This window comes from Bradyrhizobium ferriligni, from assembly GCF_056837965.1.
This window is the reverse complement of record NZ_JBXEJO010000113.1, coordinates 1-20,792: the sequence shown is the minus strand read 5'-3', so window position 1 is coordinate 20,792 and position 20,792 is coordinate 1. Positions and strand designations below refer to the sequence as shown.

At 65.5% G+C, this 20,792-nt stretch carries 19 protein-coding genes; 15 read left to right on the top strand and 4 right to left on the bottom strand.

From position 1 onward, the window contains the following. Positions 1-223 precede the first annotated feature (223 nt). A complete protein-coding gene (locus AC1VNY_RS40135) occupies positions 224-1,822 on the bottom strand; it encodes an OprO/OprP family phosphate-selective porin (RefSeq protein ID WP_482409321.1) in 1,599 nt (532 codons plus the stop codon). Between the two features lie 341 nt (positions 1,823-2,163). Between AC1VNY_RS40135 and AC1VNY_RS40130 the strand changes: the two genes are divergently transcribed. Both AC1VNY_RS40130 and AC1VNY_RS40125 read left to right on the top strand, forming a co-directional pair. Next, entirely contained in the window at positions 2,164-3,522 is a 1,359-nt protein-coding gene (locus tag AC1VNY_RS40130) for a DegQ family serine endoprotease (RefSeq protein ID WP_155258366.1), read from the top strand. Then, a complete protein-coding gene (locus tag AC1VNY_RS40125; protein WP_482409320.1) occupies positions 3,519-4,853 on the top strand; it encodes a replication-associated recombination protein A in 1,335 nt (444 codons plus the stop codon). Before AC1VNY_RS40130 ends, AC1VNY_RS40125 begins: the two co-directional genes overlap by 4 nt. Before the next feature lie 281 nt (positions 4,854-5,134). Here the strand turns inward: AC1VNY_RS40125 and AC1VNY_RS40120 are convergent, their stop codons facing one another. Beyond that, a complete protein-coding gene (locus AC1VNY_RS40120; protein WP_482409319.1) occupies positions 5,135-6,052 on the bottom strand; it encodes an alpha/beta hydrolase in 918 nt (305 codons plus the stop codon). 168 nt (positions 6,053-6,220) lie between these two features. Between AC1VNY_RS40120 and AC1VNY_RS40115 the strand changes: the two genes are divergently transcribed. From AC1VNY_RS40115 to AC1VNY_RS40080, 8 genes are all read left to right on the top strand, one after another. After that, entirely contained in the window at positions 6,221-7,534 is a 1,314-nt protein-coding gene (locus AC1VNY_RS40115) for an RluA family pseudouridine synthase (protein ID WP_482409318.1), read from the top strand. Positions 7,535-7,643: 109 nt separating this feature from the next. Then, entirely contained in the window at positions 7,644-8,858 is a 1,215-nt protein-coding gene (locus AC1VNY_RS40110; RefSeq protein WP_482409317.1) for an amidohydrolase family protein, read from the top strand. A gap of 88 nt (positions 8,859-8,946) precedes the next feature. Then, entirely contained in the window at positions 8,947-9,255 is a 309-nt protein-coding gene (locus AC1VNY_RS40105) for a hypothetical protein (protein WP_028339290.1), read from the top strand. A 780-nt stretch (positions 9,256-10,035) separates the two neighbouring features. After that, on the top strand, positions 10,036-11,034 hold the full coding sequence (gene glsA, locus AC1VNY_RS40100; RefSeq protein ID WP_482409316.1) for a glutaminase A: 999 nt from the start codon (positions 10,036-10,038) through the stop codon (positions 11,032-11,034). 59 nt (positions 11,035-11,093) lie between these two features. Beyond that, on the top strand, positions 11,094-12,437 hold the full coding sequence (locus AC1VNY_RS40095) for an MFS transporter (RefSeq protein ID WP_482409315.1): 1,344 nt from the start codon (positions 11,094-11,096) through the stop codon (positions 12,435-12,437). Further along, on the top strand, positions 12,407-12,757 hold the full coding sequence (locus AC1VNY_RS40090; protein WP_482409314.1) for a hypothetical protein: 351 nt from the start codon (positions 12,407-12,409) through the stop codon (positions 12,755-12,757). Before AC1VNY_RS40095 ends, AC1VNY_RS40090 begins: the two co-directional genes overlap by 31 nt. Positions 12,758-13,194: 437 nt before the next feature. Then, complete coding sequence (locus tag AC1VNY_RS40085) at positions 13,195-13,758, top strand: HdeD family acid-resistance protein (protein WP_482409313.1); 564 nt, start codon at positions 13,195-13,197, stop codon at positions 13,756-13,758. Between the two features lie 172 nt (positions 13,759-13,930). Then, complete coding sequence (locus tag AC1VNY_RS40080) at positions 13,931-15,238, top strand: metal-dependent hydrolase family protein (RefSeq protein WP_482409322.1); 1,308 nt, start codon at positions 13,931-13,933, stop codon at positions 15,236-15,238. 35 nt (positions 15,239-15,273) lie between these two features. Here the strand turns inward: AC1VNY_RS40080 and AC1VNY_RS40075 are convergent, their stop codons facing one another. Together AC1VNY_RS40075 and AC1VNY_RS40070 are read right to left on the bottom strand one after the other, a co-directional pair. After that, positions 15,274-15,732 carry a GNAT family N-acetyltransferase gene (locus tag AC1VNY_RS40075; protein ID WP_482409312.1) on the bottom strand — a complete coding sequence of 153 codons (459 nt, stop codon included), beginning with the start codon at positions 15,730-15,732 and terminating at the stop codon, positions 15,274-15,276. Positions 15,733-15,812: 80 nt separating this feature from the next. Beyond that, positions 15,813-16,268 carry a hypothetical protein gene (locus tag AC1VNY_RS40070; protein ID WP_482409311.1) on the bottom strand — a complete coding sequence of 152 codons (456 nt, stop codon included), beginning with the start codon at positions 16,266-16,268 and terminating at the stop codon, positions 15,813-15,815. 70 nt (positions 16,269-16,338) lie between these two features. Between AC1VNY_RS40070 and AC1VNY_RS40065 the strand changes: the two genes are divergently transcribed. The 5 genes from AC1VNY_RS40065 to AC1VNY_RS40045 all read left to right on the top strand — a co-directional run bounded on the left by AC1VNY_RS40065 (position 16,339) and on the right by AC1VNY_RS40045 (position 20,711). Beyond that, a complete protein-coding gene (locus tag AC1VNY_RS40065; RefSeq protein ID WP_482409310.1) occupies positions 16,339-17,124 on the top strand; it encodes an ATP12 family chaperone protein in 786 nt (261 codons plus the stop codon). Between the two features lie 64 nt (positions 17,125-17,188). After that, positions 17,189-18,769, top strand: a complete 1,581-nt coding sequence (gene fliK / locus AC1VNY_RS40060) for a flagellar hook-length control protein FliK (RefSeq protein ID WP_482409309.1) — start codon at positions 17,189-17,191, stop codon at positions 18,767-18,769. Further along, positions 18,766-19,029 carry an EscU/YscU/HrcU family type III secretion system export apparatus switch protein gene (locus AC1VNY_RS40055; RefSeq protein WP_038388518.1) on the top strand — a complete coding sequence of 88 codons (264 nt, stop codon included), beginning with the start codon at positions 18,766-18,768 and terminating at the stop codon, positions 19,027-19,029. Before fliK ends, AC1VNY_RS40055 begins: the two co-directional genes overlap by 4 nt. Positions 19,030-19,161: 132 nt before the next feature. Beyond that, positions 19,162-19,974, top strand: a complete 813-nt coding sequence (blaOXA, locus tag AC1VNY_RS40050; RefSeq protein WP_482409308.1) for a class D beta-lactamase — start codon at positions 19,162-19,164, stop codon at positions 19,972-19,974. Positions 19,975-20,054: 80 nt separating this feature from the next. Further along, positions 20,055-20,711 (top strand): carboxymuconolactone decarboxylase family protein, encoded by a 657-nt coding sequence (locus tag AC1VNY_RS40045; protein WP_482409307.1) that lies wholly within the window; start codon positions 20,055-20,057, stop codon positions 20,709-20,711. Positions 20,712-20,792 lie beyond the last annotated feature (81 nt).

Below are 20,792 nucleotides of genomic sequence, written 5' to 3'. Positions count from 1 at the left end.
CGTCTTTCTTCGCCTGGAAACAAAGACGTGGATGCCCGGGACAAGCCCGGGCATGACGAGTTTGTGGAGCGACCGAGCTCATATGCGATAGCCCTGCCCACAAGCGGGAGAGGAACGCAGTTTCGATGCCGCTACGGCTCGATCATTTCACGCATTCCAGAGCAACAAAATCGGCCGGAGCGATGCCCCGGCCGTCTATGAGTTGGTGTCAGCTCAAATCGCCTCAGAACGCAACCTGCGTACGCAGCGCGACCGCGTCGAACTTCGAACCGACGTCCGCAGTCGAGGTCGCCGAGGCCTGCTTGGCGATATCGCCGTGCAGGTAGTTCAGCATGAAGCGGACGTTGTTGTTGACGTACCAGTTCAGCGCGGCGGTGTAGACGGTCTGCCGTCCGCCCGCGATGCCGACCGCCTGCGCGATCTGATCGTTGAGGTCCATCGTGCTGACGCGGCCGGCGATTTCCCAGGCGCCAATGCCGCCGCCAGCAAGCGAGAACGGATCATGCGGTTTGATACCGCCGTAGGAGGCCGTCGCCGGATTGTAGGCGTGGTTCTCGCCGGTCAGCACGTAGCCGACCTGCGCGTAACCGCCGTCGAATTTCAGGCTCGGCGCGCCGAACGGCGGCAGTCCGGTGTTCGCGGAGCGATCGACATTGAACCAGTAATATTCGCCCTGTGCGATGAACGGACCATACGTCGCCGCCGCCTCGACGCCGTAGACCTGCGCGCCGGAGACGTTGGCGATCGCACCGGTCGAGATCAGCGTCGTCGGATCGATGCGCAGCTCGGGCCGGTCGCTGAGCGTGAGCGTCTGCGCCTGTGTCAGCTGGTTGCGCGGCGGCTGTACCAGCCATTCCGCATCGGCGCCGATGTGCACCGAATAGTTCTTGCCGCTGATCGGATTGCCGGCAACGCGGATGACCCCGCCATACTGCTCGGACGTGCCGGCCGGCGAGGCCGAGGACGCGGAGTGGATGGCGCCCGACGTCGGTCCAGTGACATAGCCGCCGATCCAGAACTGGTCGTTCCACCAGCGGGTGCCGGCGGCCGAACGGAAGTCACCGGCGGCGATGTTCTGGGCGATGATGCCGACCGAGGCGCGCTCCATGAACAGGATGTCGTTGGAGCTGGTCGCTTCGTCGAGCGTCCACGGCACGTCCATGATGCCGCCTTCGATCGCCATCTTGCCGCCGAACGGCTTGAAGCCGGTGTAGCTCAGATACGCATTCTCGATGCCCGAGGTGCCGCCGCCGGGCAGCGATCCCGGCGCCGCGCCGCCGAAGCCGTCGGACGAGCCGCCGAAGTCGTAGATCAGCGAGTAATTCCAGTCGCCGAAGAATTTGCCGACGATGCCGATGCGCGCGCGGCGGACGTTCTCGCCGCTGTCGAGCTTCTGCGGCGAGGTGCCTGCGGTGTTCGGACGATAGTCGTAGCCGCCGACATCCCAGTGCACGCGGCTCGTGATCGCAACGCAGTTCTGTTCGTCGGCGGTGCAGATCGTCGGCCGGTTGTTCGGCATCGTCACCACGACGCCGGACGGCGCGACCGGGCCCTTCACCGGGATCGCGGCGTTGGCGCTCGCCACCCGCGCGGCCTTGGCGTCCGCCGCCTTCGCATTGGCGTTTGCGCTGGCCGCGGTTGCGGTATTGGCGTTGGTCTGCTTCTGCAGTCGGTCGAGCTTCTGCTCGAGCATCTTCAGCTGCTGCTTCAGCAGCGCGATCTCCGCATCGCTGCCGCCTCCGGCCGATTGTGAATAGGCCGGCGAGGCGGCGAGCGCCCCTGCCAGGCCGATGGCGATTGCACCAACTTTTGTCGCACCCATTGTGCACCCCTGTTGTGTTTGAAGTCCCCACTCACCGAACGGTCCTAGGAGCGTATCGTGACTGACGCACGACACTGCTTCCGGGCATCGCAGTTCCGCTTGTGGTCCGCAGGCAACAAGCGGAGCGGCGCAGTGAGATGACAGCCATCATAGAAGCTTGGCGGCGCGCTTCAACGCGGTGGCCGCGGGTTGTGCACCGGTCCGGCGGGGGGCCAGTTATCCGGCCCGGCGCCCTTCAATTGCCCGGCGAACACGCCTATATTCCGGCGTTTCCACGAGAGGTGAGAATGCTCCGACCTGTCCGTTTTGCTGCCGTATCCGCTCTGTGCACGTTGGCCTTCATGGGGAATCTTTCCGCTGCCGCGGCCCAGGAGCGCCGCGTGCCGTCCTCGCAGGCCGAGCTGCAATTGTCCTATGCGCCGATCGTGCAGCGGGTGCAGCCGGCGGTGGTCAATGTCTACGCCGCCAAGACCGTGCAGAACCGCAATCCATTCCTGGACGATCCGATTTTTCGCCGCTTCTTCGGCGTACCGGGACAGCAGCCCGAACAGATGCAGCGCTCGCTCGGCTCCGGCGTGATGGTCGACGGCTCCGGGCTCGTGGTCACAAACAATCACGTGATCGAGGGCGCCGACCAGGTGAAGGTCTCGCTCGCCGACAAGCGCGAATACGAGGCGGAGATCGTGCTGAAGGACAGCCGCACCGACCTTGCGGTGCTGCGGCTCAAGAACACCAACAAGGAAAAATTCGCAACGCTCGACTTCGCCAATTCCGACCAGCTGCAGGTCGGTGACGTCGTGCTGGCGATCGGCAATCCATTCGGCGTCGGCCAGACCGTGACGCACGGCATCATCTCGGCCCTGGCACGCACTCAAGTCGGGATCACGGATTATCAATTCTTCATTCAGACCGACGCGGCGATCAATCCCGGCAATTCGGGCGGCGCGCTGGTCGACATGACCGGCCGGCTCGCCGGCATCAACACCGCGATCTTCTCGCGCTCCGGCGGCTCGCAGGGCATCGGCTTTGCGATTCCCGCCAACATGGTGCGGGTGGTGGTGGCCTCCGCCAAGAGCGGCGGCAAGGCGGTGAAGCGGCCATGGCTCGGCGCGCGGCTGCAGGCGGTCACGCCGGAGATCGCGGAGACGCTGGGACTGAAGCTGCCGTCCGGCGCGCTGGTCGCCAATGTCGCGCCGAACAGCCCGGCGGCGAAGGCCGGGCTCAAGCTCTCCGACCTGATCGTCGGGATCGACGGCACGCCGATCGACGATCCCAACGCGTTCGACTACCGCTTCGCGACCCGTCCGCTCGGCGGCAACGCGGAGATCGAGGTGCAGCGCGCCGGCAAGCCGGTGAAGCTCACCGTGCCGCTGGAGACCGCGCCCGACACCAATCGCGACGAGATCGTGCTGACCGCGCGCTCGCCGTTCCAGGGCGCCAGGGTCGCCAATATCTCGCCGGCGCTGGCCGATGAACTGCATCTCGACGCCGGCGCCGAAGGCGTCGTGGTCACCGAGCTCGCCGATGACGGCACCGCTGCCAATGTCGGCTTCCAGAAGGGCGACATCATCCTCGCGGTCAACAACGAGAAGATTGCGCGGACCAGCGACCTCGAGAAGGCCTCGAAGACGGGGTCGCGGGTCTGGCGCATCACGCTGGTGCGCGGCGGCCAGCAGATCAACGTGACACTCGGCGGATGAGCCCTAAGCAACCTCGCGAGGCAAGCAACCTGTTCGCTGCGGCGGGGATGGAGCAGGACGCGCCACACCCGCTGCCGGACCGGCTGCGCCCGCGTACGCTGGCCGACGTGGTCGGCCAGGACCACATCCTCGGCCCCGACGGCGCGCTGACCCGCATGCTGGAGACGCGCACGCTGGGCTCGCTGGTGTTCTGGGGGCCGCCCGGCACCGGCAAGACCACCGTGGCGCGGCTTCTCGCCGATGCCACCGAGCTGCATTTCGAGCAGATCTCCGCGGTGTTCTCCGGCGTCGCCGATCTGAAGAAGGCGTTCGATGCCGCGCGTGCCCGCCGCGAGACCGGCAAGGGCACGCTGCTGTTCGTCGACGAGGTGCATCGTTTCAACCGCGCGCAGCAGGATTCCTTCCTGCCCGTGATGGAGGACGGCACGGTGGTGCTGGTCGGCGCCACCACCGAGAACCCGTCCTTTGAGCTCAACGCGGCGCTCCTGTCGCGCGCCCGCGTGCTGGTGTTTCACTCGCTCGACACGGCGGCGATCGAAAAGCTGTTCGCCAATGCCGAGAAGATCGAAGGCAAGGCCCTGCCGCTCGATGCCGAAGCGCGCGCCGTGCTGGTGCGGATGGCCGACGGTGATGGCCGCGCCTCGCTGACATTGGCCGAAGAGGTCTGGCGCGCCGCGCGCAAGGGCGAGGTGTTTAATGCCGAGCAGTTGCAGGCCATCCTGCAACGCCGCGCGCCGATCTACGACAAGTCGGCCGACGGCCACTACAATTTGATCTCGGCGCTGCACAAGTCGGTGCGCGGCTCCGATCCGGATGCGGCGCTGTATTATCTCGCACGCATGCTCGATGCCGGCGAGGACCCGCTGTTCCTGGCGCGGCGCGTGGTGCGCATGGCGGTCGAGGACATTGGTCTCGCCGATCCGCAGGCGCTGGCGGTCTGCAACGCCGCCAAGGATGCCTATGATTTCCTGGGCTCGCCGGAGGGCGAGCTCGCGATCGCGCAGGCCGTGGTCTATCTCGCCACCGCGCCGAAATCGAACGCGGTGTACACTGCGTTCGGCGCTGCGATGCAGACTGCGAAGCAGGGCGGCTCGCTGCTGCCGCCGAAGCACATCCTGAATTCGCCGACCAAGCTGATGAAGTCGGAGGGCTACGGCTCCGGCTATCAATATGATCACGACATGCCGGACGCATTCTCCGGCCAGGACTATTTCCCGGAAGCGCTGGGCCGCCAGACCTTCTACGATCCGCCCGACCGCGGCTTCGAGCGCGAGATCCGCAAGCGGCTGGATTACTGGCAGCGGCTGCGCAAGGAGCGGGGCGGGAGCTAGAGCAAGACGAGATCGCGCCGCGGCCGCGAATAACGTGCGTTCCCGTTCCCGCCTGAGGCGTGGAAGCGTCCGTTGCGGAAGCTCGCCAACGCCATATGCAACATCTTCGGGCGAGGGACACTTGCGTGACTTCGGAATATTAGAAATGTATCTCTGAGTTGCCCGACGTGTCAAGTTGCTTGATCGAACGCCGGCCGGCGCCGGCTACTTTGCATGGGGTTGTTTTCGATATTTTGGCAGCGCCCGCTGCGACGGCCCACGACTTCATATTGCTCTAGCGATCACTTGACGCTCTTCACGAAGTCCAGGATCTCGTCCGTCAACCGCGTGTCCGGCGTGTTGATCGCATAGACCTCCGACATATGGCTGTGCTGCGGCAGCATGAAGCTGCGGGCGCAGCCGCTCGGGCGCTTGCAGCTGGCCTGCTTCAACAGCTCGAACTGCTCGACGAAGCGCGGCGGATCGAGCTCGGCCGCGGTGATCAGGAACGGGATCGGGCTCGCGACCAGGCCTTGCAGCGAGGAGCGTTCGGCATAGCGCGAGGGGTCGGAGCCGTAATAGGCGAGCTCGGCATCGCCGGCCGGCGAGGCCGTCAGATCATAGATGCCAGACACCATGATCGCGCCGGCAAGCCCGCCGCCCTTCACCTTGTGGAATTCGCCATGGGAGACATAGCTCGCGACATGAATCGCGCCGGCCGATTGGCCCATCAGAAAGATGCGCCTGGGCTCGCCGCCGCGGGAGGCGATGTTTTCCGAAACCCACTGCACGATCGCGCCCATGTCCTCCGCGCCTGCCGGCCACGGAAAGGCCGGCGCCAGGCGGTAGGTGGCATTGACGCCAACGAAGCCGTTCTTCACCGCCCACAGCATGATGTTGTCGTAGAACGGGCTGCCGGGGGCGCGCTTGTTGCCGGCAATGAGGCCGCCGCCATGGATGTAGATCAGCACCGGCCGCGGTGGTGAGGCTGTCTCCGGCGTGAACACGTCGAGCAGATGCCGGTCGGCGGGGCCGTATTTGACGTCGCGCTCGACCTTGACGCCCTGATAGGGCTCCTTCTGTTGCAGCGGCGCGTAGAGTGCGGCGGTCTTGGGCGGGTCGATGACGCGGCCGAGTTCCAGGAGCTTCCAGGCCAGATCTTCCGGCATCGCGGCTTCGGGCATCGGGCTTTGCTGGGCGAGCGCAGGGTCCGTGAGCATCAGGGCTGCCGCCAAAGCCGATATCGCCAGTCTCATTCCAGGAGCCCCCGTCGATTGCCATATGCGGCCGAACATGGCCGATGCTGCACCGGATTCACACCGATTTCGCCGTGACGATTCGCGGCATTTGCGCTAGGCACAATGCAGGTCTGGAGCCGAAAAATCACCATGAGCCGCCGCATCAAGAGAACCACATCGCCGGGCGACCGCGCCAAAGGGCGCGACAAGGGCCGCGACCGGGACCGCGCCGGCGATCGCGGCAAGGATCGTGGCAAGAGCGGATCGGCGCAGCGCAGCCGCAAGCCGGACGATCGCAAGTTCGGTGAGCGCAAATCCGGTGAGCGCAAGTCCGGCGAGCGCAAGTCCGGCGACCGTCCGTTCGCGCACCGTGCGGCCGGAAAGCCGCAGCGCTTTGCCGAGCCGCGCCGCGACCGGCAGGAGCGGGCCGAGCCCGCCACGTCGAAGACCGCCGCGGCCGAGCAGCCATTGCCGACCAAGGTTCAGACCGTTGTCGTCACCGCCGACGAGAACGGCATGCGCGTTGACCGTTTCCTCGAAGCGCGGTTTCCGGGCCTCTCGTTCTCCCACATCCAGCGCATCGTCCGGAAGGGCGAGCTCAGGGTCAACGGCAAGCGCGCCGATTCCAAGGACCGGCTCGAGGAGGGCCAGAGCGTGCGGATTCCGCCGCTGCGGCTCGACGCGCCGAAGACGGCCGGCGCGCTCTCCGAGGCCGAGGCGAAGACGCTGCAGGCGCTCAAGGACATGACGCTCTACGAAGACGACGACGTGCTGGTGCTGAACAAGCCGGCCGGTCTCGCCGTGCAGGGCGGCTCCGGCATGACGCGCCATGTCGACCAGATGCTCGAGGTGATGCGCGATGCCAAGGGGCAGAAGCCGCGGCTGGTGCATCGGCTCGACCGCGAGACCTCGGGCTGCCTCTTGGTTGCCAAGACGCGTTTCGCCGCCACGCATCTCACCGGCGCATTCCGCCATCGCTCTGCGCGCAAGATCTACTGGGCGTTGGTCGCCGGCGTGCCGAAGCCGAAACAGGGCCGCATCTCGACCTATCTCGCCAAGGAGGAGAGCGAGGAGGACAGCATCATGCGGATCGCCGAGCATGGTGACGAGGGCGCGAGTCACGCGGTGACCTATTATGCCGTGGTCGAGACCTCGGCGACCAAGCTCGCCTGGGTGTCGCTCAAGCCGGTGACCGGCCGCACCCATCAATTGCGCGCCCACATGGCGCATATCGATCACGCGATCGTCGGTGACCCGAAATACTTCAACAAGGAGAACTGGCAGCTGCCCGGCGGCCTGCAGAACCGGCTGCATCTGCTCGCCCGCCGTATCGTGATTCCGCACCCGCGCGGCGGCGTGATCGATGCCACCGCGCCGCTGCCGCCGCACATGCTGCAATCCTGGAATCTGCTCGGGCTCGAGGCCGACCGCTTCGACCCGATCGAGAACGCGCCGGAGGAGTGACGGTCGGGGCGCCGCTATCCGGCGCGGACAGCAAGAACGATCAAACGGCTCCGCGCTTTGCGGCTATCTTCGCGCGCCGGCCTCTGCCGGCCTGCAACGGAGACTCTCCATGATCGGCACCTGGCTGCGCGTCACGCTTTTCCTGATTGGCTCGGCTGTCGCCTCGGTGACGGCACAGGCCGAGACCATCGTGCTCCGCGGCGGCACGCTCTACGCATCGGCCGATGCGGAAGCGCTGCCGGATGCGGTGATCGTGATGACCGACGGCGTCATCAGCGCGGTCGGCAAGTCCGGCGACATCCAGGCGCCGCCGGATGCCCGCGTGATCGATTGCAGCGGCAAGACCATCGTCGCCGGCTTCTGGAACAGCCATGTCCATTTCACGCAGAATGTCTGGCGCAACTCCGGCGCAGCGCCGGCCGCGGCGCTGACGCAGCACATGCAGGAGATGCTGACGCGCTGGGGTTTTACGACGGTCTGGGACCTCGGCTCCGATCCGAGCGACACCTTGCCGCTGCGCAAGCGCATCGTCGCGGGCGAAGTCGCCGGCCCCAACATTCTGTTTGCCGGCAACATCTTCCCGAAGGGCGGACACCCCGTCTACATCCCGCGTGAGGTGCAGCTTCCGGAAGCCGCAACGCCCGAGGAGGCCACAAAATGGGCGCGCGACTGGCTGGCGATGGGTGAGGACGGCATCAAGCTGTTCACCGGCGCCTTCATGGGCGACAAGCCCGTCGTCAACATGGACCCGGCGATTGCGAAAGCAGCCGTCGATGTGGCGCACGCGCAGGGCAGGCCGGTGTTCGCGCATCCGCAGAACAAGGTCGGCGTCGAGACGGTGATCGAGTCCGGCGTCGACGTGCTCGCGCACACCACACCCGGCGAACCCAGCTACACCGGGGATCAGCTGGCGCGGTTCAAGGCACAGGGGACTGCGCTCGTTCCCACATTGTCGCTGTTCACCACCGTGGTGCTCGATCCGAACGTCACCAACCGTCTGGTGGCTTCGACCGTCAACCAACTCAAGCAGTTTTCGGAGAATGGCGGCACGGTGCTGTTCGGCACCGATGTCGGCTTCACCACGCTGTACGACACCACGCAGGAATATCAGCTGATGCACCGCGTGTTGTCGGAGCGGCAGGTGCTGGCCTCGCTGACGACCAATCCGGCGCGGTTCTTCAAGGCCGCGAAGAAGGGGCGGGTGGAGCAGGGCTTCGACGCCGATCTCGTGGTGCTCGACGGCGATCCGCTCGGCGACGTCGGCAATCTCGCGAAAGTGAGCACCACCATCCGCGCCGGTCACGTGATCTACCAGAAGCCGTGACGAGGGCGCGGAACTCGCATATCAAGCGAAGCGCTGACGTGCGCCGCAATCACTTGAACCTGTGCCGGCGCGTCACGAGATATGGCTGATGACGCGATCCTTGATTGTTGCCTGCACCTTGCTCTGGGCCATCGGCGCGGCGAGCGCCGTTGCGCAAATCCCTCCGCCAGGTCGCTCGATGTGGGACCCGCCGGTGCCCCAGCCTCCGCCGCCGCCGCGGATCGAGGTGCCGGCGATCCCGAGGATGGATGCACCGACGCAGCCGAGCCTGCGTTCGCGGCCGCGCAGCTCGTTCGGTGACCGCGTCAGCCGGTGCCTCGACGAGGCCGCCGCCGCCGGCCTGAACCAGGCCGAGCGCGCCGCCTATTCGCGATCCTGCGCCAACCACCGGGATTAGGGCAGGGCGTGGTCTGCTAGACAGGCCTCGCTGACGCACGGACGGAACTGTGGTCGCCGCCGGTGCGAGCTCGAACGGACGAGCGGCATCGGCCGGCGGAGGCGCGGCGATCCGGTTAAAGGGCGTCCAACGTGTGAATCCGTTTGGCTATCCAAACGGCCCACTTTGATTGCGTCTCATGATCTTGAGCGTGAGCAGGGCCGCCCCGAGCACAAGAAACAGGACACCGACGACAATTGTGCTTGTCGATTCGAATGTGACACCGACTGCTGTCAGCAAGCAGCCAACAAGGATAGCGATGAGCCCACCCAGCTTCTTTACTAGCAGAAGCTGTCCGTCGCTTGCGCGCGCCACCATGATCAACCTCACTCTGCAAGTGATGCGGTCATTCCACCATCGCCGCGGGCCAGTGTTGCTTGGACCAAACAGCGGGCTCACATCCGCACACGATGATCGTACTCTCGCGGGCCCACGATGGAAATCGCTCGTTGCTGATGACTTCTCTTTTGATTCAATTGCGTCGCGGGCGATTGGACAATCTTGCTTACCTAGCCGCGCCGAAACGTCGCATGGATCAATCGAGTGTCGCATCGCGATGCGGAGCTGCAATTCCGCGACATGCAATGCGTTCAGCACATTTGTCGTAAAGTGGTCTGGGCCAACGCAGCAATGCAAAGGCTGCGGGAGCGGATCGTTGACTCCGTGGTTTTTTGGGCGCCTACTTCTGGTTGCCGACTAGAAGACCTGAAGCAATAAGGTCGAAATCCGGAAGGAGAGCCAATGTGGCCGCCTTCGATCGCGGAACAAGCGGAGCGGCCCTACATCTCGACTGGGCACTTGCCCAAGCCCGAGATGGTGCAGGAGCTCGTGTCTCAAGCGCATCTGCGCTTCAAGTCGAACAGCGAAGGGACCAATTCGCAGGTTTATCCGGCCCTGGCCAGGGTGCCGAGTGAACTGTTCGGCGTCTGCGTGGCCGGTACCAGCGGACGTGTCTACGGCGCCGGCGACATCGAATACGAATTCTCGATCATGAGTGTATCGAAGCCATTCGTATTCGCATTGGTGTGCGAGGCCATCGGCCCTGAAGAGGCTCGCGCAAGACTGGGCGCGAACGCGACCGGGCTGCCGTTCAATTCGCTGGCGGCGATCGAGCATGGTGCCGGGCGCACCAACCCGATGGTGAACGCAGGCGCGATCGCGACCACTAGCCTCGTGCCGGGTTCGAGCGCGGACGAGCAATGGCGGTTCATCCATGACGGCCTCTCGCGCTTCGCGGGCCGCAAGCTTTCGCTCAACGAGGAAGTCTACGCATCGGCATCCAAGACCAATTTTCGCAACCGAAGCATCGCGCGGCTGCTGGAGAGCTACGACCGGATCTACTGCGACGCCAGGCAGGCGACCGATCTCTACACCCGGCAGTGTTCGCTGAATGTGAGCGCCAGGGATCTGGCCGTGATGGGTGCGACGCTGGCCGATGGTGGCGTGAATCCGGTGACCCGGCAGCGGGTGGTCGATGCGGCCGTGTGCCACTATGCATTGGCCGTCATGGTCACGGCCGGACTGTATGAGACGTCGGGCGACTGGCTGTACGACATCGGTCTGCCCGGCAAAAGCGGCATCGGTGGCGGTATCGTCGCGGTGTCTCCGGGAAAAGGTGGATTCGGCACTTTCGGGCCGCCACTGGACGCGGCCGGCAACAGCGTGCGAGGGCAGCTCGCCGCGAAGTTCCTGTCGCAAAGACTGGGCATGGATCTGTTCGTGTCCCAACCGGACGAGTGAAACCAGATGCTGTGAGGATCGGTGGAGCTGTCGCTCGATCGATCGCAACACCGGGCAGGTTGGAGGACGCGATGGCAACGCAAGCGATCTCGATCGGCGACATTCAACAGGAAGAGCGCGCATCATGGGTGCCCATGATCGCGATTGCGGTCGGCCAGATGATCATGTCGTTCAACGTCGCGTCGTTGCCGGTAGCGATGGGGGGAATGGTGGCCAGCTTCGGCGTACCGCCGACCACGGTCGCGACCGGAATCGTGGCCTACTCGATGCTTGTGGCCGGGTTCGTGATGCTTGGCGCGAAGCTCGCCCAAAGGTTCGGGGCAGTGCAGGTATTTCGCGGTGCCGTCGTGCTTTTCCTGATAGCGCAGATCGCGATGACGTTCAGCCCCACGGCCTCCGTCATGATTTCCGCTCAGGCGCTTTGCGGCGCTGCGGGCGCGGTAATCGTGCCCTCGCTCGTCGCGCTGATAGCCGAGAATTATGCCGGACGCCAGCAGGCGACCGCCCTTGGTGCGCTGGGCTCGGCAAGGGCTGCCGCCGGCGTGCTGGCATTTGTCGTCGGTGGGCTGCTCGGCACCTATATCGGCTGGCGCCCGGCGTTTGCAATTCTCATCGTCGCCTCGGCGATCGCGTTCGCTCTGAGTTTCCGCCTGCGGCCGGACCGCGGTCGCGCGGATGTCCAGATCGATCTGATCGGCGTCGCTCTCGCAGCGAGCGCAATCATTTTCATCAGTTTCGGATTCAATAATCTGAACGGTTGGGGAGTGATCCTGGCGACCCCTAACGCGCCGTTTGACTTGCTGGGCGTCTCGCCGGCGCCGATCCTGATCGTGCTCGGCATCGTGCTCGGGCAGGCATTCCTGATGTGGACGCATCGGCAGCAGGCCGCGGGGAACACGCCCCTGCTGGCATTGGAGGTGCTCGACTCGCCGGAGGAGAGGTGTGCGGTCTACGCGCTGTTCGCGGTCGTGGCGCTCGAGGCCGCGCTGAACTTCACGGTGCCGCTCTACATCCAGATCGTGCAGGGACGTTCACCGATCGCGACGGCGATCGCGATGATGCCGTTCAATCTGACCGTCTTTCTCTCGGCGATGCTGATCGTCAATCTCTACGACAAACTGACGCCCCGCCAGATCGGACGCTTTGGCTTCGGCCTCTGCACCGTTGCGTTGCTGTGGCTCGCCTTCGTCGTGCGCAACGACTGGAGCGAGATTCCCGTTCTTCTTGGCCTCGTGCTGTTCGGCATTGGCCAGGGCTCGCTGGTGACACTTCTGTTCAACGTTCTGGTCACTGCTTCGCCCAAGCGTTGGCGGGGGATGTCGGCTCTTTGCGCGGAACCACGCAGAATCTGGCGGCTGCCGTTGGCACCGCGGTGGCCGGAGCTCTGCTGGTCGGTCTTTTGAGCACGATCGCGCTCGGCAGGATCGCGGCCAGTCCGGTGCTGACCAAGGAGCTTCAGAGCCAGGTTGACCTCGGCAACATCACCTTCGTCAGCAATGACCGGCTGCGCAGTGTGCTCGAAGGCACGAGCGGTACGCCGCAGCAGGTCGAGGAAGCCGTCCGGGTCAACACCGAAGCGCGCCTGCGCGCTTTGAAGATCGGATTGTTGATCATGGCCGGCCTCGCGCTGCTTGCGGTCTTTCCGGCGGGACGGCTGCCGAATTACCGGCCGGGCGAAATACCGGACGACGGAGCGACCGGCGAGCGCGAGCGATCGGCCTGATCGGGATGCTGGCCGCCGCTGGGTAAGAAGCTCTCGGCGCAACAAACGAGGTGCCGGATATGGATGAACTCGACCGTCGGATCGTGCTCCGGAAAATGCTTGGCGGCGTCGCAGCCGCTGGTCTCGGAACCGGCTTGCTGATGCAGGCGGCCAGGGCGCTGCCGCTGGCCCCTGAAGATGCCCTCGTCGCGAAGACGGATGATCCGGAGCGGCCGCTTCATATGGTCGTCGCCCGGCCACCACCGCGCCCGAGTCCTCCGCCACCGCGCCGCCGCTGGCATCGCCGGCGCCGCTGGACCTGTTGGTGGCACAGAGGTCGCCGCCGCTGCGGATGGCGCTGGTGACGGCAGGCATAAGCTTCGGCAGCTCGAGTGGCCCGGTTGCGCGGCCTGCAATGCGCGACCGTGCCATGGCTGCCTGGGATCAAGGAGGACGACATGGCTACCTATGAGAACAGTTCCACGATGCTCGGCGGCCTGCCTGGCCCGCCTCTATGGGTCTGCGTTCTGCTGGGCCTCGTCCTGATCGCCGCGGGCCTTCTGGTCCTGGGAGATGTCGTGCTTTTCACCGTGATCAGCGCCATCTTTATCGGCTGGACCGCCATCGTTGCCGGCGGGTTCGAAATCCTGCACGCCTTCTGGACCAAGGGCTGGGGTGGATTCGTGTGGCAGCTTCTGCTCGGGGTCCTCTACCTTGCCTGCGGAATCGTCCTGCTCAGCCAGCCGGTGGCGAGTGCGCTGCTCCTGACCTATGCCCTCGGTCTCATGCTTTTGGTCTCCGGGATTGTGCGCATGCTGGTCGGCATCGGCCATTGGCAGCAGTCCGGCTGGATCATGCTGGCGTCCGGGCTGTTTGGCATCCTGGCCGGCCTCATCATTCTGACCGGATTTCCGGCCACCGGGCTGTGGGTGCTCGGGCTGCTGCTGGGCATCGATCTGTTGTCCCATGGCATCGGATGGCTGAGCTACGCTTTGCAGCCAGCCGCCAGAGCGGCTCAATAGGCCGTCGATCCTCCAGGGGGCAGCGGAACTCTCACCAATTGCTGAAATCAAGTCGGTCCCTCGCGCACAGCGAGATCAGTGAAGGTCTCGCGCGATGCGCCATCGGCGGAGAGTGGACATGTCGGGTTTGAGCAAGAGCGTCAGGATTTCGGCGCTGGTTGCGTCGATTGCGATGAGCCTCGTCGCCTCGCGGCCGGCGCCGGCTCAGCAGGATGGTGGCGTGCTGTTCCAGAACGTGCGCATTTTCGATGGCAAGAATGGCGCGCTGTCCGGGCCGTCCAATGTGCTGATCCGAAACAACAAGATCGAGAAGATTTCGACTGCGGCGATCACGGCCGACGCTCAGGTGATCGCCGGCGATGGACGGGTGCTGATGCCCGGGCTGATCGACGCGCATTGGCATGCATTGCTGGTTCGCCCGACGCCGGCGGCCGTGATGGCCAGCGACATCGGTTACACCAATCTCCTTGCCGCCGCCGAGGCGACGGCTACGCTCATGCGTGGCTTCACCACCATTCGCGACATGGGCGGGCCGGCCTTCTCCCTCAAGCGCGCGATCGACGAGGGTCTCGTCGCCGGTCCTCGCATCTACCCATCCGGTGCCATGATCACCATCACCGGCGGCCATGGCGACTTCCGGCAGCTGTCCGATCTGCCCAGAACGATCGGCGGCATGCTCAGCCGCATGGAGAGAATAGGTGGCGCCATGGTCGCGGACAGCCCGGATGAAGTCCGCGTGCGCGCGCGCGAGCAGCTCATGCAAGGAGCTACGCAGGTCAAGCTCACGGCGGGCGGTGGGGTGGCCTCGCCGTTCAGTCCGCTCGATGTGTCCACGTTTACTGAACCGGAGTTGCGTGCCGCGGTAGATGCTGCCGAGAACTGGGGTACCTATGTCGCGGTACACGCCTATACCTCGGTCGCGATCCAGCGATCGATCGCAGCGGGGGTCAAGTGCATCGAGCATGGTCATTTGATGGACGACGCGTCGGCCCGCCTGATGGCCGAGAAGGGAATTTGGCTGAGCACCCAGCCCTTCCTCGATCTGTCGGGCGCCAGTGCCCTTGGACCTGCGGAGCAGGAGAAGATGCGGCAGGTCGTTGCCGGCACCGACCGGGTCTACGGCTTTGCCAAGAAGTACAAGTTGAAGACGGCTTTCGGTACCGACGTCTTGTTCTCGCAGGCGCTCGCTGACCGGCAAGGCGCCATGCTGACGGCCCTCACGCGATGGTACACGCCGGCTGAAGCGCTCATCATGGCGACATCCACGAATGCCGAATTGCTCGCGCTGTCCGGGCTTCGAAATCCATATTCGGGCAAGCTGGGCGTGGTGGAGGAAGGTGCGTTCGCCGACCTTCTGCTGGTCGAAGGCAATCCGATCGACAACATCAAGCTGATCGAAGATCCGGCAAAGAACTTCCTGGTCATCATGAAGGATGGAAAGGTCTACAAGAATCTTCTTGGTGGTGACCGGAGCAAGTAGACGGACATGATGGCAAGGCCGGCCCGGCGGCAGCGTCAAAGCGTCAGCTTGTAGCCGATATGGCTGCCGACGAATCCCGACCGTTCATAGAAGCGATGCGCGTCGGGGCGCGCCTTGTCGGTGGTGAGCTGCACGAGATTGGAGCCTCTGACCCTGCATTGCTCGGTCGCCCATTCGAACATCTGCTGCCCGACGCCTGAGCCCCGGTGCGTCTCGGCAATTCTGACCGCCTCGATCTGCCCGCGCCAGGCGCCCATGCGTGCCAATCCGGGAATGAAGGTCAGTTGAAGCGTGCCGATCACGGCGTCGTTCAAGGTCGCGACGACTTGCAACTGGTTGGGATCGGCAAGGATAGCGTGGAAGGCTTCGACATATTTCGGGTTCGGCGGGGAGCTCGCGTCCTCGCGCTGCTGGCCCAGGATGTCGTTAGCCAGTAGAGCAACGATCGCTGGAAGGTCGGCCGGTTCGGCGCGGCGGAAAGCGATGTCCGTCATTGAGCAATCTCCACAGAGGCGAGGTCGTGGCGCGATATGCGTTCTTGATCCGCAAGGCGCACATGTGCAAGGACAGTCTCCTAGCGCTTGAATTGCGTCAGAAACATCCGCAGGGAATCGTGCGGGCTCTCGACATCGGAGATCACCCAGCCGTCGGGTCCGTTGACGACGATGAAATTGAGGGTGACCGCGCGGCCCTCATTATCGAACGAGACGGTCAGATCGGTCCGGTCGAACTGCCGGCGCAGGATGGCGATCGAGACCGGGCCGAGCCGCCAGGTCGGGCTCTGCACCAGGAAATCGTACGGCGCGTCGTGCGGGGCGGACCAGGCCGTGCGCAGGGACGAATCGAAGAATTGCCGGGCAGCGTCCTCGTCGCGCGGCAGTCCATTGGAAAACGCAGGACTGCCCTTGCCATAGTAGGCGTAGACGTTGCGGATCAGCGATTCCGGTGTGCGGAACCCGGCGTCGGCGGTGGCGGCGCCCAGGGCGGCCGCAACGAGCGAGAAACCCGCGAGGATATTGACGCGTCCCATCAGCTTTATTTGCCGTTGCCCCTGACATATCTTGCAGGGAAATCCTTCCGAACGAAAGCCGGCCGGCGCGATGCGCGAACTTTTCGACGATGTCCCAGAACAATCTCCGTTCGATCCGCAGGAGGCGGTGCGGCGCCACATTCGCACGCCCCAGCGCAAGCGGTTCTACACCAGCGCCGGGGTCGCGGAGGCCGACGGTGGATTTTCGATCACGCTCGACGGCAAGCCGATCCGCACGCCGTCCGGCAAGCCGATCGCGGTGCCGACGCGGGCCATTGCGGACGCGGTGGCGGCGGAATGGAATGCGCAGGGCGAGACCATCGATCCCATGACCATGCCACTGACGCGCCTTGCCAACAGCGTGATCGAGGGGGTGATCGATCGCGTCGACGAGGTCGCCGACGATGCGGCCAAGTTCCTCGGCAGTGACCTGTTGTTCTATCGCGCCGGGCATCCCGAAACGCTGGTGGCGCGCGAGGCCCGGCATTGGGATCCGATCCTGTTCTGGGCCGCTGACGCGCTCGGCGCCCATTTCGTGATGGCCGAGGGGGTCATGCATGTCGGCCAGCCGGAGCCTGCGATCAAGGCGGCGCGGGCGGCGTTCCCGACCGACCCATGGTCGGTCGCAGCGCTCCATGTGGTGACGACGCTGACCGGCTCGGCGCTGCTGGCGCTGGCGCTGGCGCACGGTGTCCGCGACGAGGACCAGGTCTGGGCCGCCGCCCATGTCGACGAGGACTGGAACATCGAGAAATGGGGCGTCGACGAGGAGGTCGCCGCCCGCCGCGCCGCCCGCCAGCTCGATTTCAAGGCCGCCGCGGGCGTGCTCAGGGAGCTCAGGCCGGCTGCCGGTTAACGAGGGGTTTACGGCGTGGGGCTAGCCTGCGGCACGTTCCTCGCGCCTGGCCGAGACCTCCGACATGGCACTCGCCATCAATCCCGTGCTGCCGGTGCTCGCCTCGAAGGAGGCGGACGGCGTTGCGCCGGACCTCACGCTCGAGGCCGGCAGCGTCGTCAATGCGCAGGTGCTGAAGGTGCTGTCCGCCGATCTGGTGCGGATCGCGATCGCGAGCCTGTCGATCGACGTCCAGACCGAGGTGCCGCTGCAGCAGGGCCAGAACCTGCAGCTCGCGGTGTCGCAGACCAATGACGGCATCCGCCTGCAGCTGGTCGGGCAGGGTCCGGACACCGGCGATGCCGTACGGCTGTCGCCGGCGGCGGCCAACGCCACCGATGCCGCCCAGCCCGTCGCCACGGCACCGAAGGCTGTGCTGACGCCGCTGGAGCGCGTCACCATCACCGCGGCGGCGCAGAATGCGGCGGCGGTGCAGGGCAGCCAGGCGCCGCTGTTTGCCAATCTCGCCGCGGTCGCCTCGGCCAATCTGCCGCCGAAGCTGCAGGCTGCGATCGCGCAGGTGCTGGCGCAGCAGACCGGGCTCGACGAGAATTTGAGCGGCGATGCGGTCAAGACCGGCTTGCAGAAATCCGGCCTGCTGTTCGAGGCGACGCTGGCCGCGGGCGTTGCGCCGGCGAGCGGCACCGCGCCCGATCTGAAGGCCGCGCTGATCGTGCTGCGCCAGGCGCTGACCTCGCTTGGCACCGGCGATGCCGGCAGGCCCGCGTCCGCACCGCTGTCGCAACCGGCGCCCGCCAGTACCGGCACGGCGCCGAGCATTGTGCCGCCGGCAATGCCCGAGCTCGAGGTTCAGGAGATCCTGCTGCCGCAGGCCCGCCTGCCGGTCGCCGAGGATGTCAGCCGCGGCACCGCAGGGATCGCCGGAGCACTTGCGGATGCGCTCGATGCCGGCCCGTCCTCCGGCGGCGCGCTCAATCTCATTCAGGAGGCGCTGCACGAACTCGGCAATCCCGCACGGCAAGGCGCCGCGCCGAGGGAGATGCTGCCGGGCGAGGTGTCCGTACGGGGCAATACGCCGCCGCCGCCATTTCACGGCGCGCTGCCGTCGGCCCAAGCCGTCGCGGAGCCGTCGATCGCACCGGGCGCGCCGCTCGCGACCACCGCGCATCGCCTGCTGGAAAACACCGATGCGGCGCTGGCGCGGCAGACGCTGCTGCAGGTCGCCTCGCTGCCGGACCGCGGCGACGCTGCGCGCCCGCAGTTCGACGCCATGCTGCCGCGCTGGAATTTCGAGATCCCGTTCCTGACCCAACAGGGCACGGCGATGGCGCAGTTCGAGATTTCCCGCGATGGCGGCGGCCATGAGGTCGAGGCGGCCAAGCGGGCGTGGCGCGCGCGCTTCACGCTCGATGTCGAGCCGGCCGGCCCGGTGCACGCGCTGGTCTCGCTGAACGGCGAGCGCACCTCGGTGCGGATGTGGGCCGAGCGTCCCTCGACCGCAGCGCAGCTGCGCGCCGGCGCGTCCGAGCTGAGCCAGGCGCTGACCCGGGCCGAGCTCACGCCCGGCGACATCGAGATCCGCGACGGCAGCCCGCCGCAATCCGCACCCGCCCGCGCCGGCCATTTCCTGGACCGCGCATCATGAGCGAGGCCACCAACCAGCTCGCGGTCGCGCTGCATTACGACCACGCCGGCGCGCCGCGCGTGGTGGCAAAGGGCAAGGGCGCAATCGGCGCCAAGATCATCGAGGTCGCCAAGGCCAACGATATCCCGATCGAGGAGAACGAGGTCTTGGCCGGCGCGCTCTCCAATGTCGAGCTCGGCGACGAGATTCCGGCCGAGCTCTACAAGGCGGTCGCCGAGGTGCTGGTGTTCGTGCTGCGGATGTCGGGCCGGGCGCGCTAGCGGGCGCGTCTTCGAGCGAAGTGGACACCGCTTCGCGTGAAGAAAACGCGACAAACAAGTGAGTCTTATTGCCATCCTTTCACCACGATGGCATCAGCATCGTCGTCAATCCGAACCTGCCCAGGACTTGTCGTGATCCATCGCCGCCATGCGCTCGGTCTGCTTGCTGCCGCTACGATCCTGCCGTCGCGCAGCTTCGCCAACGTGTCCTACCAGCGCAGCGAGTTTCGCGAGGAGCTGCAAAAGCGGTTCTTCGATCTCGGCACCGAGGGCACTTTCGTCGGCTACAAGGTGGACGATTATCTGATCATCGCCAGCGACAAGGTCCGCTCGGGCGAGGGCAAATTGCCGGCCTCGACCTTCAAGGTCCCGAACGCGCTGATCGCGCTCGAGACGGGGGTGGTGCAGGACCCCGACAAGGATGTCTTCAAGTGGGACGGCACAACCCGCAGCATCGAGGCCTGGAACAGGGATCACACGCTGCGCTCGGCGCTCGCCGTGTCGGCGTTTCCGGTGTTCCAGGAGATCGCCCGCCGCATCGGCGAGGAGCGGATGAAGAAATATCTCGAGATCATCGACTACGGCAACCGCGACATCGGCGGCGGCATCGACCAGTTCTGGGTGACCGGCAATTTGCGGATCGATCCGGTGCAGCAGATCGATTTCCTCGACCGGCTGCGCCGCGGTGTGCTGCCGGTCGGCAAGCGCAGCCAGCAGCTGGTGTGCGACATTCTCCCCGTCACGAAAGTCGGCGAGAGCGTCATCCGCGCCAAGACCGGCTTGACCGACAAGGAGCACGGCTCGCTCGGCTGGCTGGTCGGCTGGGCCGAGAAGGGCACCGACATCACGGTGTTCGCGATGAACATGGACTGCAAGACGCAGGCGCAGACCGATGCGCGGATGAGCGTCACGCAGCAATGCCTCACCGATATCGTCGCGCTGTGATGACCTGATCTGCGTGTTCATCGCTGGCTGGCGCTACGTAGCTCGACTAGCATCCTCCGATAAAATCAAGCGGAGGAATCATGCATTCAGCAACCGTCTGGCTCTCGTCGCTCACGCTGGCCGCGGCCGGCGGCTGGCTCGCGGCAACGGTGTTTTCGGCGCCGGCCACCAGCAAGGAGCCGCGCTTCCCGCAGCTCACGATGGAGCAGCTCAGCGACCTGCAAAAACCGCTCGGCGAGCAGATCATGAAGGTGTCGAGCGTCGGCATCGGCGGTCCCTACAATCCGATGATCCGGAGCCCGGTGCTCGGCCAGCGGCTCTACGATCTGTTTTATTATCTGCGCTGGCAGACCTCGGTGCCGACACGGCTGAACGAGTTCGCGATCCTGATCATCGGCCGGCAGTGGCGCTCGCAGGTCGAGTGGTTCGCGCACGCGCCGCTCGCCGCCAAGGCCGGCCTGCCGCCCGACGTCATCGCCGAGCTGAAGGCCGGTAACCGGCCGTCGAAGATGGCCGACGACGAGGCGGTCGTGTACGACTTCGTCACCGAGCTGACCACGACCAGGAAAATCTCCGACGAGACCTATGCGCGGGCCAAGAAGATCTTCAACGATCAGCAGATCGTCGACCTCACCGCCGTCGCCGGCAATTACGTGATGGTGGCGATGATCCTGGCGATGGCGGAGGAGACCGTGCCGCCGGGCAAGGAGGAGCCGTTCAAGGTGGGCGAGAAGTAGGGCGCCACTGCGTCGGGTGGCTGCCAGCGCAATCGCGAATGCGGTGTGCTCCCTCTCCCGCTTGCGGGGGAGGGTTGGGGT